We start from the raw sequence: 16675 nt of genomic DNA, 5'->3' as shown, positions 1-16675 counted from the left end.
GTGTAGCCACAGGCTAAAGCCTGTGGGTATATCCTAGGCAGGATTGTGAGAGAATTATGGCGTTAATTGTCCAGAAATACGGTGGCACTTCAGTTGGTTCGGTGGAACGCATTCAGGCAGTCGCTCAGCGGGTTTTAAAAACAGCCCAGATGGGCAACTCGCTGGTTGTCGTAGTTTCGGCAATGGGGAAGACGACTGATGGATTGGTGAAATTAGCCAACCAAATCTCTACAAATCCCTCTCGTCGGGAAATGGATATGCTGCTCTCTACTGGCGAGCAAGTCTCAATCGCCTTGCTGAGTATGGCATTGCAGGAATTGGGACAGCCAGCGGTTTCTCTCACTGGCGCACAGGTTGGAATTGTTACCGAAGCCGAACACACCCGCGCCCGGATTCTGCATATCCAGACACATCGGATGGAACGTCACTTAGACGCGGGTAAAGTGGTTGTGGTGGCGGGTTTCCAAGGCATCAGCAGCACCGAAGATTTGGAAATTACCACCTTGGGGCGCGGCGGTTCCGATACTTCGGCGGTAGCACTGGCGGCAGCTTTACGAGCAAGCTGTTGCGAAATCTACACCGATGTGCCAGGAATTTTTACGACCGATCCCCGGTTAGTGCCAGAAGCCCAGCTGATGGAGGAGATTACCTCCGATGAAATGCTTGAGTTAGCCAGCTTAGGGGCAAAGGTGCTGCATCCTCGCGCGGTGGAAATTGCCCGAAATTATGGCGTAGAGTTGGTGGTACGTTCCAGCTGGACGGACGATCCGGGGACAAGGGTAATTTCTCCAATGCCCAAGCCGAGATCGCTCCAAGATTTAGAAATTGCCCGTCCTGTCGATGGGGTAGAATTTGATACCGACCAAGCGAAAATTGCGCTGTTGCGGGTGCCAGATCGTCCGGGAGTAGCGGCGCGGCTATTCGGTGAAATTGCCCATCAAGCCTTAGATATCGACTTGATTATCCAGTCGATTCACGAAGGCAATACCAACGATATTGCATTTACAGTTAGCAAAAACGTTATCAATCGGGCAGAAGCTGTAGCCGCAGCGATCGCGCCCGCCCTCCGCAGCTCAAACAACCCAGAAGACGGAGAAGCCGAGGTGATGGTAGACAGGCAAATTGCCAAAGTCTCGATCGCGGGTGCGGGAATGATTGGGCGTCCGGGTGTAGCAGCGCAGATGTTCGCTACGCTTTCTAGTGCTGGGATCAATATTCAGATGATTTCCACCTCGGAAGTGAAAGTTAGTTGCGTCATTGATGCGGATGATTGCGATCGCGCGATCGCTCTTTTGTGCCAAACCTTCGAGGTCAACAATTCCCCACTCCACCAAAACAGAATTGTAGAAAGTAGTGTAGAACAACAGGGCAAAATTTCTCAGTCCTCAGCCCTGAGTCCTCAGCACTCCGCTCCCCCCGTGCGCGGTGTTGCCCTTGATTTCAATCAAGCGCGTCTCGCCATTCGTCATATCCCCGATCGTCCAGGGATGGCAGCTCAAGTGTTTGGACTCTTAGCCGAGAAAAATATCAGCGTGGATATGATTATCCAATCCCAACGCTGTCGCGTGGTGAATGGGATCGGGACCCGCGATATTGCCTTCACCGTCGCCCAAGCAGATGCAGCAGAAGCGAAAGCAGCACTCGAAAAACTCGCACCATCCTTAGGCTGCGGTGAAGTTTTAGTGGATACAGCGATCGCTAAAGTAAGTATTGTCGGTTCCGGTATGGTCGGGCAACCCGGTGTCGCCGCCCAAATGTTTGAAGCACTCTCCCAACACCAAATCAATATTCAGATGATTACAACTTCTGAAATAAAAATCAGCTGCGTCGTCGCGGAAAATCAGGGCGTCACCGCCTTACAAGCCATCCACGCCGCTTTTGGACTTGCCGGTAGCCAAAAAATTCAAGTTCCCGCTTAAAGTTCTTGCAACTTTTTCATCGCCCCCTGGAACAAGGGAGCGATGAGGGATCTCCAGCCGAAAAACTGACCAGCAAAAAGCCCGGTTTCTATCAGAAACCGGGCTTTTAAAGTTATTGGTTAGTTTACGCTAATTGATACCTACCCCTCGATCGACTCTTTACGCAATTGCTGTTGGCTGACCAATCACAACGCTGGTAATAAAGCTGCTGACAGCGGCGAGAGCGATCGCACCGATGACCGCACTCCAAATCCCTTTTTCCAAACGAAAGCCTGTAATCAATCTCGCGGCTATTGTCAGTGCAATGACATTAAGGACAAAAGAGAATAAACCCAAAGTCAGAAGCTTTGCAAAAAATCCGTAGATGCCAAATGTTAGCGTATTCGGCAAGGTAAAAAATACAAAGCTAATCGCTGCATTTAAAATTCCAAAAACGGCTGCCGAAATATAACCAATTCCTGGGTTATCAATTTCAACTCCGAGTGGCAGCTTGCTAATAATTAACAAACTGGCGGCTGTTACCAACCAGGTAATCAGCACATCAATTAAATCCATATTTATAAACCTCCTATCCAGAAGTTGAGGCGTGAAAAAATCTTTTGATTATCCCTACCTTAAACAAACAATCGCGCCTCGACCTCTGTAAATTGACAGAATTGTCCCTACCTCTTGGGAGCAGAATCAGTCCCTTGGGGAGCCGGAACCGTCGGTGTCACGGGTACAGTACCGGGAATCGTAGTACCGGGAATCGTGGGATTAATCTCTGGTTGTCCCGGAGCCACCGGCAATTGCGGCTGACCCAGATTGTATGGATTGGCTGATGGACTGGGTGGCGCATAAGGATTATAAGGTTGGATAGGAGCGTTGCCGGAATAGGGCGCTAAACCGGGACTAGGAGCCGTAGGAACCTGCGTATTAGAGCCAGCCGCCGCATCACCGGAACCGGGTAGAGTCGCTAAAGACACGCGATCGCCTCCCACATCTCTTAGCAAATCCAGTACCTGGATGACATCGTTGTAACTTGCAGTCCGAGAAGCGTACAGCACCATCAATCCATTTGGATTTGTCGAGCGGTAATTCTGCAAAGACTGAGTCAGCTGATCTTTTGAATTGATCTGCTGCTGTTCCACATAGATTTGACCAAAATCATCTAAGCTCACCATCAACATCTCTCGCATCTGCGGAGTGCCACTACTCGCTTTGGGCAAGTCTACGCTAATTGCTTGCTGACGAGTTAATTGCAACCCAGCCAACAGAAAGAAAGTCAGGATACAAAAGATGACATCTATTAGAGGAACAATCTCAATTCGGGCGTCATCACCCGGACTATCTAAGTTAATCTTCATAAGTTCAAACAACAGGGGAATTTAAAAAGTCATGAGTCCTTAGCCCCTAATTCTTCGCTACTGACTAATAACCCATGACGAATGACCAATGACCAATGGCTTCTAGGATTCAGCCGTATCTGAAGTTTCTACTTTCGCCTTCATCGGATGACGATCGATACCAAGTTTGGGCCATTCCTGGCGGTACATTAACTCCAGCTCATTTCCCGCTCTCCGGAAAATTTTGACTTGGTTAAACAAAAAACCTTGAAACAGTCGATAGAAGACAAGGCTGGTAATGGCGACTATCAGCCCAGTTGCCGTACTGATCAGAGACTCGCTAATCCCTAAAGTCACTCCAGCGGTTGAAGACGTTCCGAGATCGCCGAGGCGAATCCCACTCAGGGATCTGATCAATCCCAACACAGTTCCCAGCAATCCTAGTAGAGGCGAAAGGGCAATCACCGCTTCTAAGATTTTATCGCCCTGGCGCATTGAAGCTAATTCCTCGTCTGCGGCTGCCTCCAGTGACAGCCTAAACATTTCTGGATCGGGGTTAGAGAGTCGTAAGGGAGCATACAGATAACGCCCTATCGGCTGTTTTCTAGCTTGGTGAGCAATCTCAGTGGCAACTCCCCAGTTGCGAGTTGCTGCTTCTAGCACCCGATCCACAGTTTCTCTTTCTTTGGTCAAGATTCTTGCCCAAAACCACAGGCGCTCAAAAATAGTGCCTAGAGACAGCAGCGATAAAGCCAGCAGAGGCCACATCACTGGTCCACCTTTCTCGATTAGTTCTTGAAAAGTCACGGTCGATTCTTTCCTCCTACACTCCCCAAGCTTTTAATTTTCTTTAACAACTTGAAGCCATTCCAATTTTAGACAAGCATTGTCATTCAGACTGAACTAAAGGACGAGGTTCTCCCGCTAGTGTCGAATCTTCTAGTCAAACTTCGGGTGGATATCCACACCTACATAATGCTGGTAGATTTGTCAATATTAAAAATAACTAGAGGATTCAATAATGAATAATTTTTCAATCCAATCAATTTACAACTGGTATCGCAACTCGATCCGCAATCCCAAATATCGCTGGTGGGTGATTCTAGGGTCATTACTTTATCTTTTCAGCCCGATTGATATTGCCCCGGATTTCATACCCATCATCGGATGGATTGACGATGGTGTGATTCTGACGCTCCTGGTTGCTGAAGTTTCCCAAATGCTATCTCAGCGCCTCAAGTCTCGTGACGAGCAAGCGGTCTCTGAAGCGGATGTTGCAGGTGTTGGGTCAACTTCCAATTCAGACACGGTTGATGTAAAGGCTGTTCCCCTCAAGTAGTGTGCGTCACAACAATAATATTAATAACCCCTCCCAGTGTTGCAGCCATATTCCGCAGGCTTCTGGAGAGGGGTCTTTGTTTGTAGTAGTCGCACCCAAAAGTAATGACTTTTGAGAGACGGATGATCTACGTCTATACAAGAGCCAGGGCGAACGAGGGGACTTGAACCCCCGAGTGGTGGAACCACAATCCACTGCCTTAACCACTTGGCTACGCTCGCCATTTCAGATTTTTAATATAGCATTGTGCTTGCCAGTTGATCCAGTCTTTCGTCAGTTAACCTGGAACTCAGACGGCGATCGCCGTAGTCAAAGGCTACAAAAGAATGGTTTTAATATCCCATGAAGGGTTTACAGGTTATTACAACGATTGCGGGAGTCGCTTTGGCTGGACTTGGTGTAGCGATGGCGCTGACGAATCCCACTCAGGAGGAGTACGAAGAATTTGCCTTACAGCAACTAACGGTGTACATAAAAGACAATGTTTGTGAAAAGGCTCCAGAAAACTTTGAGAATTTTTTGAAGCGTCAATGTATGTTATTAGTTGAGACGGGCAGCCCGCAGGTGAAGCGGCTGATTGCTGAAACGACAGAGCGGCAAAATTTTATCTTTTTTAGCATTTATCGCACCGATTTGTCGGTTAGTTCGTTCCTGCCTTCTTATCATTTTGAGTCGGTAGGAGCTTTCGACAATGTCTATATTTATCAAGCAGAGAAGCAATAATCTTGTTAGCAAAGAATTATTGTTTCAAGCTGTGCGATCGCTTCTAAAGTGCTGAGAAACGGGTAAAGCCGCCAGTTAACCACACTCAGCTTTATAACAGATACACCCTATGGTCATCTCTCCAATTGAGGATATCTTGGAGATGAATATCAACAGGGAGTGCGATCGCGGCTGCCATGATCTATTGTGTTAGCGCTGGATGTCAAAGACCCCAAAATCCTTCTGACCAAAGATTTTGCCTGTGTTGTGGGCAAGCATTATTGCTGAAAGACCGCTATCGCCCAGTTAAACCAATCGGCAAAGGCGGCATGGGAAGAACTTTTTTGGCGGTGGATGAGCATATTCCCTCCAAAACCAAGTGTGTTATTAAGCAACTCTGCTTCCCACAGCAAGAGCCGACCAGTTTTAGAAAGGTCGTTTCCTTATTTCGTCAGGAAGCGATACACCTCAATGAACTAGGGAAACATCCGCAAATTCCCTCCCTCTTCGCCCACTTTGAACAGCAGCAGCAGCTGTATTTAGTGCAGGAGTTGATTTGCGGGCACACTCTAGCGGAGGAATTGCAGCAACGGGACATTTATAACGAAACGCAGATTTGGGAATTTTTGCAGGATTTGTTGCCAGTTTTGCAATATATCCACGAACATCGGGTGATTCACCGAGATATTAAGCCAGCGAATATTATCCGACGCACCCCCTCAACCTCCTCTTACCCAGGAGAAAGGGAAGGTCAGTTGATCTTGATTGATTTTGGAATTGCCAAGCTATTCACAGACACTGCTGTGTTCAACACCGGCACGATCGTTGGTAGCCCGGATTATATGGCACCCGAACAAACGCGAGGCAAAGCCCTGCCCTCCAGCGACCTCTACAGTTTGGGCGTCACTTGTATCTACTTGCTCACAGGCGTTTCGCCCCTGAATATGTATGACATTATGAATAACGGGTGGGCGTGGCGCAATTTTTTACCCAAGGAGAGAAAAGTTAGCGATCGCCTGGGTCAAATTTTGGATCGGCTGCTACAAAATAACATTAAAGATCGTTACCCAGACGCTGCCTCTGCCTTGCAAGCGGTACAGCAAAATTTAAACCCCAGACCTACATCTCCGGTTCCAACTCAATCTCAACGACCGGGTGGTAGTGCCTTGAATTCCGAGGTTGGAGTTGACTATACAAAATTGCGGGATTTACTCGCTAAAAAGAAATGGAAAGAAGCCGATCGGGAAACCTGGGCAGTGATGTGTCTGGTAGTCGGCAAGTCAAGCAATAACTATCTATTCAACAGCGATATTCAAAAGTTTCCTTGCGAGGATTTATGGACGATTGACCAGTTATGGGTAAAGTACAGCCAGGGGCGCTTTGGTTTCAGCGTGCAAAAGCAAATTTTTCTGGAGGTTGGGGGAGAATATAGCAATTTTTGCGATCGCGTTGGCTGGCCTACCCACAACCCGTATATTCCTGACTCTGGTTTGAAATTTAGCGACAAGGCACCCATTGGACATCTACCATCGCGGCGGTGGGCGGGTGGTTATGAATGGTGGCGTCACGCCAGTGCAATGGCTGTAAAGCTAGAACAGTGCAGTATTGCTTAGCTTTTGCTGCCTTATCAGCGATTTTCATCCTCGGTTGAGCGATTGGAACGGTTTTAGCTAAAAAATTGCCTCAACTGAGATTTCAATTTTGTTTTTTGTGTCCTCCTCTGGTTATAGAAAAATCCATGAGCTAAGTCTACCCGATGAGGCAGGAATACCTTTGACAGCCGATCTAAAGTATGGGTATATACCTTGATTTGTGAAGGAAAAAGAATCGTTTTTTTTGAATTCCTTTACAAGAAATATTGGCAAGCGCTCAACGATCCGGCAAATAGAGGAAAGGAATCCATTCATGTTTTTCCATAAAAAAGAACCCATTCATACTGTTAATATCACAGAGCCGAATCCACGTTATGCCCAGCTACTGCTAGAGCAGTTTGGGGGAGCAACGGGTGAATTAACAGCCGCTTTACAGTATTGGGTGCAGTCGTTTCATTGCGAAAATCCTGGTATTCGGGATATGCTCCAAGATATTGCAATCGAAGAGTTTAGCCACTTAGAAATGGTTGGCAAACTGATTGAATCACATACCAAGAATGTCGATCAAACAGAAGCGTACCGGAGTACGCTCTTTGCTGTACGCGGCATGGGACCACACTTTTTAGATAGCCAAGGAAGCGCTTGGACAGCGAACTATATCAATGAAGGTGGGGATGTTGTGCGCGATCTGCGGGCAGACATCGCCGCTGAGGCTGGGGCACGTCAAACCTATGAGGAGCTGATCAAAATGGCTCCAGATCAAGGTACAAAAGACACCTTGGTACATTTGTTGACTCGCGAAATTTCTCATACGAAGATGTTCATGAATGCACTTTCTTCGTTGGGCAAATTAACAGATCCTTTCTTTGGCAATATCCAGCCGGATGAAACGGTCAATCTTTACTTCAACTTGTCTACGAATGGTAAAGATGAGCGCGGGCCTTGGAACTCGGAACCGGATTTTCAGTATGTCGCCGATCCATCTGCTGAAGTTAAACAGTAAATCGTCAGCAGTAGAACTCAATTAAAAAAGATAGAGTCACGGGGAGGTGTAGCCCAGTGGCTCTATTTTTATGAATAAGTTATTAATAATATTAGAAATCCTCTAAGCCTTAGCGGTGCCCAAATGGGTAAACCACCGGGAGAAATTGTCAATTGGAAACGATTGATACAGAAATTGTTGCTGGAAACGATATCAAATTGAATAAAGAAACTGCTCAAAAGCCTGTAGTTACACACTTGCCCAAGTCATCTGCCTATCTACTGGTCTCTCACGGAAGCCGCGACCCTCGCCCGCAAGCCGCTGTAGAACAGCTGGCAGCCCTGATCTACGAGAAGGCACAAAGGTCAGAGATAGCCTGGGTGCAGGCATCTCAACCCGTTCGCCGCTTAGGTGCATCGCCCATGCTAGAGACGCGAAATTTTACGTCTTTACAAGAACCACTGGTGGGTACAGCAGTGCTAGAATTGGCAACCCAGCCGTTGCACGAGCAAATTCGGCAATTTGGCGTTCGCGTAGCGTCTGCGAAGCAGAATCGCGTGGCGTCTGTAAAGCAGAATCGCGCTGTTGCATCTGAGTACCATTCTGAGAACCCCTGCATTCAGGTGTTGCCGCTGTTTCTCCTGCCGGGAGTTCACGTCATGGAGGATATCCCAGAGGAAGTTGCGATCGCTCAAGCAGCGTTTGGCTCTAAATTAAAACTTGACATTCGTCCTCACTTAGGCACTCACCTTGGCTTGAGTCGTCTGTTAGCCAGTCAATTCGCTTCGATAACAGCAGACGCTCGGATTCTCCTAGCTCACGGAAGCCGCCGTGCTGGGGGAAATCAATCAGTAGAAACCATTGCACGGACTTTGGACGCGGTGCCTGCTTACTGGTCAGTGCCACCCAGCCTAGAGGACAGGGTGAAAGCGTTGGTTGAGGCGGGGAAGGAAAAAATCGCCATCCTGCCTTATTTTCTATTTGCTGGGGGAATTACGGATGCGATCGCTCAAACAGTTGAGCGATTATCCCAGCAGTTTCCATCGGCAAAACTCCAGATGGCTGAACCAATCGGCGCTAGCGCAGAATTAGCGGATTTAATTTGGGATTTGAGAAGTCAATGAACCTCACACTGTCAGAGAACACACAGGTAAACAGGAGAACGTGTTTGGGTAAAGTATATCTAGTGGGTGCAGGGCCGGGAGATCCCGGTTTGTTAACCCTTAAAGGGAAAGGGCTGTTGGAGTGTGCCGATGTCGTAGTTTACGACGCTCTGGTGAGTCCCCAAATTTTGGCAATGATTAATCCCCAAGCCGAAAAAATTGACGCTGGAAAGCGGATGGGGCGTCATTCCCTGTTACAGGAAGAAACGACTCAACTATTAATTGAAAAAGCCCAAACTGCGGCAATCGTGGTGCGCCTCAAAGGTGGCGATCCCTTTGTGTTTGGTCGAGGCGGCGAGGAGATGGAAGACTTGGTAAATGCGGGAGTGCTCGTGGAAGTAGTACCGGGAGTGACATCTGGGATTGCTGCACCCGCTTATGCCGGAATTCCATTAACTCACCGTGCTTATAGCTCCTCGGTGACATTTGTTACCGGACACGAATCCGCCGGGAAGTATCGACCCGAAGTGAACTGGCAAGCGATCGCCCACGGTTCTGAAACCATTGTCATCTACATGGGCGTTCACAACTTACCTTACATTACGGAACAACTTCAGACAGCAGGCTTAAGCCCAGAGACGCCAGTAGCGTTGGTGCGCTGGGGAACCCGACCGGAACAAGAAGAACTGATCGGCACCTTGGATACGATTGTGGCGCAAGTCGAGGCGACTGGATTTACAGCACCCGCGATCGCCATTATTGGTGCTGTCGTGAATATGCACCAAATTCTGTCAGGATGTCGTCCACTCAGCTTGAAGATTGAGGGCTGAGGATTGAGGACTGAAGACTGAGGGCTGAGGACTGAGGACTAAGAACTGAGGGCTAAAATCTCAGTAAAAAGCTATAAAAAGCGATCGGTAGTTAATTGGTACGTCTGATTTAAGACCTTTCATACCTTACTCAGCCCGTGCTTCGCACTGCTTTGCTAACAGTCCTCAGCACTCAGTCCTCTCTCCTCCCTCAGTCCTCAGCACTCAGTCCTAATTTATGAGCGTCGAATATTAAAGCAGCACCACTCTTGACGCCGCCAGAGGGTGGCAACAATCCAATCGTGTTGCTCTAAAGTATCGGCAATGGGTTTCGCTTGTTCCAGCAAAACGCCGCTAATAATCCCCCAAGTGCTGGGTTTAGCCATCTCTGTCATCTGCGGGATCAAGTCGATAATCACCTCCGCCAGAATATTGCAAAGAATGCCATCGACCGGCTCATGTAACAATTGCATTAAGCGGTCGATACTGCCTTGCTCCACAATCAACCGATCGGGGCTAATTTTGTTGAGTTCTCGGTTGCTGTGAGTGGCTCGCACCGCCATCGGATCAAGATCTGCGGCATAAACTCTTTCCGCACCTAACAGCATCGCGGCAATTGAGAGAATGCCAGATCCACAGCCAATATCTGCCACAACGATATCCGGGGTGCCCAAACCCAATCGCATTTCCAATGCTTCCAGACACAGCTGAGTCGTCTGATGGGTGCCGGTGCCAAAAGCGGCTCCGGGATCGAGGCGCAGGGTAATCCGTTCCGTCTGCGCTGGAGGGGGCAACCAGGCAGGGTAGATTAATAAGCGATCGCCAACTTCTTGCGGTTGCCAGTATTGCTTCCAGCTACTTGCCCAATCTTCCTCATCAATTAAATGCCAATCCATCACCGGCATCGGCATTCCCACATTCAGCGCATCTTGACGCAGCCACAGAGACAGCGCCGCCAAATCTAATAACTGCGCTTGGAGTGCGGATAAATAACCACACACTAGGCGCGAGTGTCCTTTAACCTCAATGGATGTGCCGCGACAGCCAAATTTTTCCAGCCGCCAGAAAATTAAATCTTCTAAGGCTGGGTCGCAGAGAACTTGAATTTCCCACCAGGTGTTTGCCATACATCAGGGCTGAGGGCTGAGGACTAAGGACTGAGGTATGAGGGCTGAGGACTGAGGGCTGAGGACTGTTAGCCCAATGGTGCGAAGCACTGGCTGAGGACTGAGGAAGGTTAGAACCTAGAACTTAGCAATATAGAGTAAAGAGAAACTAAAAAGAATTTACTCTTTGTGTACCTCTTTTCTTCATCCTCAGTCCTCAGTCCTACATCCTCAGTCCTACATCCTCAGCCATCAGCACTTATAAAGTTACCGTATAGGCATCTCGAATGCCGGGAATCTTGAGAATTTCTGCCAAAATTCCCTCTGGTAGGGGATCGTCCAGGCTTAACACCATTACTGCATCGCCGCGCACGATTTTACGACCCACCTGCATACTGGCAATATTGACATTAAAGCTGCCCAATAGGGAACCAATATTCCCGATAATTCCTGGCATATCGCGGTGCAGCGTAAACAGCATATTAGAAGTGGGGGGGACGTTGATGGGAAAATCATCAATGCTAGTGATCCGAATTTCGTTATCGCCCAATAAAGCACCAGTGACCGAGTGTTCTCCTAGGGAACCCTTTGCCGACAGTTGCAGCGAACCCGAATAATCTCGAATCGAGGCATCCCGCGTTTCAATCACGCGAATTCCCCGCTCCTTTGCCTCAATACTGGCATTCACGTAGTTCACTCGCTCTCTCAACGCTTGAGAGAGCAGCCCTTTCAGTGCTGCTACGATGAGAGGCTGACTTTGATTAGTTGCCAATTCTCCCTGCAAGCTGATATTCAACAACTCAATCCGTCCTCCAGCCAGTTGCCCGACCAAATGACCCAGAGTTTCCGCCAAGAGGAGATAAGGTCTGAGTTTTTCCAATACGTCAGGCCGCAATCCAGGAATATTCACGGCTGAACGCGCTGGTAGGCCCAGCAGAACGTCCCGAATCTGCTCGGCAACATCGATAGCAACATTTACCTGAGCTTCTGCTGTAGAGGCTCCCAGATGGGGAGTCAGGATGAGATTTTTCCCCAGCGATCGCAACTCCGACTCGCCAAGCGGTTCTGTCTCAAAAACGTCCAACGCCGCCCCAGCAATTTTGCCAGCTTTTAACGCCTCCGCCAAGGCTGCCTCATCAATAATGCCACCACGGGCACAATTGATAATCCGAGTCGTGGGTTTCATTTTAGCGATCGCCTCGGCGTTAATCAGATGAGTCGTTTCTGGAGTTTTAGGGATGTGCAGGGTAATGTAATCGGATTCCTGAAACAGCATATCCAGATCGACTAGACGACAACCCAGTTCATCTGCCCGTTCTACCGAGATGAAGGGATCGTAAGCTAGCAGTTTCATCCCCATCGCTTTCGCAACGCTGGCGACATGAGAACCAATTTTCCCCAAACCGACAACACCCAGCGTTTTCTTGTAAACTTCAGCCCCGATAAAACTCTTGCGATCCCACTGACTGCTTTTCACCGACTGATTGGCTTCGGGGATATAACGGGAGAGCGATAGCATCATTGCCAAAGCGTGTTCTGCTGCTGCAATGGTGTTACCTTCGGGGGAATTGACGACGACAATTCCTTGTCGGGTGGCGGCTGGAACATCGACATTATCGACGCCAACTCCAGCACGACCAATAATTTTTAGCTGGGTGCCCGCTTCGATAATTTCTTTGGTGACATGGGTTCCAGAACGAATCATCAGAGCGTCATACTCTGGCATAATTCGCACCAGTTCTTCTGGAGAAAGACCTGTTTTAATGTCAACTTGGGCAACTTGGGAGAGGATATCTATTCCAACTTGGTCTATGGGATCGGAAACAAGAACCTTGGACATGATGGGCAGGTGAGTCTAAATAAAAATTCCATTACGACACGCACGCACGACCCCTAAAAGGTCAAAACCGCAAGTCGCGCGTTGCGTTGCATCCACTTCGCCAGGATAGCTCCCTTGCGTTACGCGATCGCGTGCCGGTAAAACCTTGGGAGCAAGCTTGCCTGATGGGAGCTGGCTTAGACATCGCGTCTAATCACTCTCCACCACGAACAATACAGGCAGAAGGTCATTTTAACTGTATCAGGTGTCTTTGTACGGCTGGTTGGCTGAAAGTTTTTAACTTTCATTCGCGTGGGCGAAGTGCTTCTTGCCGATGGCGGAAGGAAACAAAACACAGCCAAAGATATCAGCTACCCATCGCACAAATGCGATTGCTTTCGCATATACCCCTCCTAGCGACTTCTCGCGCAAGTGCATCCTAATTACGGTAGAAGATTTGCTGTCCCTTGCACTGCTAGGCTTTAACTAAGGCTATCTCAGCATTTTACGAATCACCATGAATTATCTCGTTGCCGTACTGGCAGACCGCATCCAGGCAGAAGCCGCCTATTCCGCTTTAGAGAAAGAAGGCTTACCGATGAATAAAGTCAGTATCCTAGGCAGAGGATACAAAAGCGCCGATGAATTTGGCTTAATTGACCCCAACGAGCAAGCTAAAAAGCAATCAAAGCTGATGGCTTATTGGCTGATCCCGTTTGGATTTTTTGCTGGTATAGCTTTCAACATCACCACGGGTTTAGACACTTTTGCCTGGGCAGGTCCAATCGGCAATTACCTGATTGCTGGACTTTTAGGTGCCGCCTCTGGTGCGATGGGTAGCGTGTTTGTGGGGGGAGGAGTAGGCTTGGCGCTGGGAAGTGGTGATGCCTTGCCTTACCGCAACCGCCTCAATGCCGGTAAGTATCTGATTGTCGTCAAAGCTTCCGAAACGATCATCCGCCAAGCGACTCGGATTCTCCGTCAGTTTGAACCCGAAAATATCCAAGGCTACGTTGACTCAGAGGGAGTCTAGAAAATAAGCACCTTCCAACCTTTCGATCTGGCTGGGTCTTCCATCCACGGGCAGAGGAAGTAACAAACACAACATTGTTACTTTAACTACCAGCCTGAGCGCAAGTCACTGGAAGGGGGTTTAGATGCAAATATTGCCAACTTGTTTGGGAGTTGCGCTCGTCGGCTCGATCGTAGTTGATGTGCTTTGGACAACGATCGCCGTCGGCGGCGGTGGGGGGCCGATTACATCTAGATTGTCCAATTGCTTGTGGAAATTGCTTCTCCATCGACATCGCTCCTCTCCCTCTCATCAGATGCTTTCCGTTGCAGGCTACAGCACCATTGGCATTTCTACGCTGCTGTGGATTTTGGCTACTTGGGCAGGATGGGTCTTAATTTTTAGCGCCAGCGATCGCTCTTTGGTTTCTGCGGATACAAAGCAGCCTGCTGACATCTGGGAGAAAATTTACTTTACAGGTTATACGTTAGTTACCCTCGGTCTCGGAGACTACCAACCCCAAGGAAAAATTTGGCAACTGGCGACAGCCGCAGCAGCAGCGAATGGGTTTTTCCTGATTACTCTGTCGATTACCTATCTGCTTTCTGTGGTGTCAGCCGGGACTCAGAAGTGACAGTTGGCAACCTACATTTCCTGTCTTGGCTATACTCCTACCGAAATCGTAACTAAAGCTTGGAATGGCAAAGATTTTGGGATGCTGTCTCAGCACTTGGTCGCGATCGCGCCCATGCTAGCGTTATACGGGCAAAGTCATTTCGCTTATCCGGTACTTCATTACTTTCATAGCACCGGGCGGGAGACAGCGGCGGAAGTTAACATAGCTGTCTTGGACGAGGCATTGACCTTGCTCAAATTTGGAATCAAGCCGGAATATCGACCCGATTCGGTGGCGCTGTACCCGGTGCGGCAAACGCTGTCAGTCTTTCTAGAAACCCTGACTTCTGCTTACATTAAGCCAGCCTCAGACGTGCCACCCCTGGCAGTTCTCGATGAGTTACGTGCGAATGGAATTCCCACTGTTAGCGATGAAGCCTTTGCATTAGAAGTCAGCAACTTGACGAGACGACGACGTTTGCTCCTGGCCTTAGTGAGAAACGACGGGTGGTCGTGGAAGGAGGTCGGGAATCGGTTTGGGTAAAGGGGAATGATTCAGTTTAACCAAGCGCGAGGAGCCGCTAAAAGCAGCATCCGCGAAAGCGATCGCACTCATCGCATTGTCCGTCAGGTTCCGCTCCCAACGATAGAATCAAGAAAGTTTCACCTCAATCTAGCGTCTGCTGTATGTTGCCAAGGGAAGAACTCCTCAAAGGAGTCGAAAATCGAGAGACTGTCGCTCGTGTTATCGATCTAGCGGATCAAGCGATTAAGACGTGGGAAGTAGTCTTTACGGATTTTCTGTCTCCTCCAGAACTCGCTGAAATCCAGCAAGCGTTTAATCGGTTAACAGAAGTCCAACTGGTTGCTTGGGGAGGTTATCCGCAAGCTGAACGACAGCGGATTGCGATCGCGCGTGCAGAATTGCCCCTCGATTCGTCCCAAGTCTCTATTGCTGCTATCGATATTTCCGGGAATTTTTTGTTTGACCAAGCCACCCACCGAGACTTCCTCGGCGCGATGTTGGGGTGTGGGATCGTGCGAGAAAAGACTGGCGATGTAATTGTGCTGGGAGAGCAAGGAGCGCAGGCGATTGTTGTTCCAGAAATGGTGGACTTTTTGGGAATGCATCTCAATCAGGTGCGTTCTGTCCCGGTAAAAACTCGGCAAATTGAGTTAAGCGAGTTAAAAATTCGGGAACCGAAAAAGAAAGAATTGACGACGGTTGAGGCTTCTTTGAGGTTGGATGCGATCGCTTCCGCTGGCTTTGGGATGTCTCGCAGCAAAATGGTTGATTTTATTGACGGCGGTGATGTGCGATTGAACTGGAAAGAAGTCACCCAGCCAAGTCATCTTCTGAAGTCTGGAGACTTAATTGCGATTCGCGGCAAAGGACGGTTAGAGGTTGGGGAAATTGCTGTCACTAAAAAAGAACGCTACCGCGTGCAGCTAACAAGATTCATGTAAGCGTGTTTTATAGCGTTTCTCTGTTGGGTGGAATATATCGCGGTTCTGACGTTACCGCGACCAAGGTTAGGGACAATGCCGTGTCCCTACTGATTTTTCGCACTTTCACGAATCCTTTAGGGGCGCTTAGCAAGGAGTGAGATGCTTTAGCGGGACTTAAACAAAATTTAAGTCCAAACAAAGCCTAAAGAAGCTTTATAAAGGGCGAATACGTCCCGATTGTGGTTCAACCACTCGAAAAACCGAAAAGACATTGCTGTACGAAACGCTTCTAATGCATCAACAAAGGTGTTTAAAGGTTTATTCAGCTAGCTTCGTCTTAATCCTCCAGTTAAGGTGTGCCACAAAATGAAAGTGTAAGCACAAAACACTAGAGTGAAATGTCTGCATAAGCTTCGATAATCTCTAACTTGATATTCAGATAGCCCCAACCAGCCCTTAGCCTCGCGGTAGAAAACTTCCACCCAATTTCTTTGAGCATAGGTAGTGACTATCCACTCATTTGTGGTAATTGAATAGTCAACATTGGTAATCAAATAATCAAGCTCACTAGCTTCTTGGAAGGAGGAGGCATTCATGACGATAGCAATTGTTCGGGTTCCTTTAAGCCGTGAGAGTTCAGCTTCAACAGTGGCCACCCAAATGGTTTTCGGTTTCTCCTGATTAAGTTGAACAGGGGTAAAAGCCTCAATGGGTAAAGCTTGGGCTAACTTATCTAATCGAATTTCTTCTCGATTATTTGCTTGGTAGTGCTAAAAAAGTAATGATGCATTAGACCTCCTGCATGAATCAGGAAGCATGTGCCAGTTCATAGTTGAGTAGCCCAGCAATCAAGTTTAAGCGCAAACCAAATCGTTTCCTACGGTTAGGATAGCGCCCTGAAAA

General features: G+C 48.4%; 16 protein-coding genes, 1 tRNA gene and 2 pseudogenes. 11 read left to right on the top strand and 8 right to left on the bottom strand.

Features of this window, described 5'->3' with window-relative positions:
* The first annotated feature begins 56 nt into the window (after nucleotides 1–56).
* Entirely contained in the window at nucleotides 57–1919 is a 1863-nt protein-coding gene (locus tag NC994_RS21150) for an aspartate kinase (protein WP_190433988.1), read from the top strand.
* A gap of 159 nt (nucleotides 1920–2078) precedes the next feature.
* Here the strand turns inward: NC994_RS21150 and NC994_RS21145 are convergent, their stop codons facing one another.
* From NC994_RS21145 to NC994_RS21135, 3 genes are all read right to left on the bottom strand, one after another.
* Nucleotides 2079–2474: a phage holin family protein gene (locus NC994_RS21145; RefSeq protein WP_190411809.1), complete on the bottom strand. Its 396-nt coding sequence runs from the start codon at nucleotides 2472–2474 to the stop codon at nucleotides 2079–2081.
* Between the two features lie 107 nt (nucleotides 2475–2581).
* The gene (locus tag NC994_RS21140) at nucleotides 2582–3265 is read right to left on the bottom strand and encodes a biopolymer transporter ExbD (protein WP_190427993.1); all 684 of its coding nucleotides are present in this window, start codon (nucleotides 3263–3265) and stop codon (nucleotides 2582–2584) included.
* 102 nt (nucleotides 3266–3367) lie between these two features.
* The gene (locus NC994_RS21135; protein ID WP_190427991.1) at nucleotides 3368–4051 is read right to left on the bottom strand and encodes a MotA/TolQ/ExbB proton channel family protein; all 684 of its coding nucleotides are present in this window, start codon (nucleotides 4049–4051) and stop codon (nucleotides 3368–3370) included.
* A gap of 214 nt (nucleotides 4052–4265) precedes the next feature.
* On the opposite strand from NC994_RS21135, the gene NC994_RS21130 reads away from it, so the two are divergent.
* The gene (locus NC994_RS21130) at nucleotides 4266–4583 is read left to right on the top strand and encodes a YkvA family protein (RefSeq protein WP_190433986.1); all 318 of its coding nucleotides are present in this window, start codon (nucleotides 4266–4268) and stop codon (nucleotides 4581–4583) included.
* A gap of 148 nt (nucleotides 4584–4731) precedes the next feature.
* Here the strand turns inward: NC994_RS21130 and NC994_RS21125 are convergent.
* A tRNA-His gene (locus NC994_RS21125) sits at nucleotides 4732–4804 on the bottom strand.
* 121 nt (nucleotides 4805–4925) lie between these two features.
* Here NC994_RS21125 and NC994_RS21120 point away from each other — a divergent pair.
* The 5 genes from NC994_RS21120 to cobA all read left to right on the top strand — a co-directional run bounded on the left by NC994_RS21120 (nucleotide 4926) and on the right by cobA (nucleotide 9792).
* On the top strand, nucleotides 4926–5306 hold the full coding sequence (locus tag NC994_RS21120) for a DUF4359 domain-containing protein (protein ID WP_190411813.1): 381 nt from the start codon (nucleotides 4926–4928) through the stop codon (nucleotides 5304–5306).
* A 176-nt stretch (nucleotides 5307–5482) separates the two neighbouring features.
* Complete coding sequence (locus NC994_RS21115; protein WP_190433984.1) at nucleotides 5483–6898, top strand: serine/threonine-protein kinase; 1416 nt, start codon at nucleotides 5483–5485, stop codon at nucleotides 6896–6898.
* A gap of 292 nt (nucleotides 6899–7190) precedes the next feature.
* Nucleotides 7191–7880, top strand: a complete 690-nt coding sequence (locus tag NC994_RS21110; protein ID WP_190411815.1) for a manganese catalase family protein — start codon at nucleotides 7191–7193, stop codon at nucleotides 7878–7880.
* A gap of 236 nt (nucleotides 7881–8116) precedes the next feature.
* A complete protein-coding gene (locus NC994_RS21105) occupies nucleotides 8117–8983 on the top strand; it encodes a sirohydrochlorin chelatase (RefSeq protein ID WP_190434050.1) in 867 nt (288 codons plus the stop codon).
* Nucleotides 8980–9792, top strand: coding sequence for a uroporphyrinogen-III C-methyltransferase (cobA, locus tag NC994_RS21100; RefSeq protein ID WP_190433983.1), 813 nt, complete (start codon nucleotides 8980–8982; stop codon nucleotides 9790–9792). Before NC994_RS21105 ends, cobA begins: the two co-directional genes overlap by 4 nt.
* A 215-nt stretch (nucleotides 9793–10007) precedes the next feature.
* Here cobA and prmA read toward each other — a convergent pair whose 3' ends face one another.
* Together prmA and serA are read right to left on the bottom strand one after the other, a co-directional pair.
* Nucleotides 10008–10898 carry a 50S ribosomal protein L11 methyltransferase gene (gene prmA, locus NC994_RS21095; protein WP_190433981.1) on the bottom strand — a complete coding sequence of 297 codons (891 nt, stop codon included), beginning with the start codon at nucleotides 10896–10898 and terminating at the stop codon, nucleotides 10008–10010.
* Nucleotides 10899–11136: 238 nt separating this feature from the next.
* Nucleotides 11137–12717: a phosphoglycerate dehydrogenase gene (gene serA, locus NC994_RS21090; RefSeq protein ID WP_190411818.1), complete on the bottom strand. Its 1581-nt coding sequence runs from the start codon at nucleotides 12715–12717 to the stop codon at nucleotides 11137–11139.
* Nucleotides 12718–13213: 496 nt separating this feature from the next.
* Between serA and NC994_RS21085 the strand changes: the two genes are divergently transcribed.
* The 4 genes from NC994_RS21085 to NC994_RS21070 all read left to right on the top strand — a co-directional run bounded on the left by NC994_RS21085 (nucleotide 13214) and on the right by NC994_RS21070 (nucleotide 15790).
* The gene (locus NC994_RS21085) at nucleotides 13214–13729 is read left to right on the top strand and encodes a hypothetical protein (RefSeq protein WP_190411820.1); all 516 of its coding nucleotides are present in this window, start codon (nucleotides 13214–13216) and stop codon (nucleotides 13727–13729) included.
* 124 nt (nucleotides 13730–13853) lie between these two features.
* Nucleotides 13854–14342, top strand: a complete 489-nt coding sequence (locus tag NC994_RS21080) for an ion channel (RefSeq protein WP_190433978.1) — start codon at nucleotides 13854–13856, stop codon at nucleotides 14340–14342.
* 3 nt (nucleotides 14343–14345) lie between these two features.
* Nucleotides 14346–14867, top strand: coding sequence for a hypothetical protein (locus NC994_RS21075; RefSeq protein WP_190433976.1), 522 nt, complete (start codon nucleotides 14346–14348; stop codon nucleotides 14865–14867).
* A gap of 143 nt (nucleotides 14868–15010) precedes the next feature.
* Nucleotides 15011–15790 (top strand): photosystem II S4 domain protein, encoded by a 780-nt coding sequence (locus NC994_RS21070; protein WP_190433974.1) that lies wholly within the window; start codon nucleotides 15011–15013, stop codon nucleotides 15788–15790.
* A 167-nt stretch (nucleotides 15791–15957) separates the two neighbouring features.
* On the opposite strand, the pseudogene NC994_RS21065 reads toward NC994_RS21070, so the two are convergent.
* Together NC994_RS21065 and NC994_RS21060 are read right to left on the bottom strand one after the other, a co-directional pair.
* A pseudogene (locus NC994_RS21065) lies at nucleotides 15958–16524 on the bottom strand (IS701 family transposase); the annotation flags it as partial.
* A 55-nt stretch (nucleotides 16525–16579) separates the two neighbouring features.
* Nucleotides 16580–16675 (bottom strand): annotated as a pseudogene (locus NC994_RS21060) (IS5/IS1182 family transposase); the annotation flags it as partial.

Origin of the sequence: Trichocoleus sp. AS-A1, from assembly GCF_039962015.1 — a bacterium.
Classification (GTDB): Bacteria; Cyanobacteriota; Cyanobacteriia; order Cyanobacteriales; family FACHB-T130; genus FACHB-T130.
This window is presented reverse-complemented; position numbering and strand designations above follow the sequence as displayed.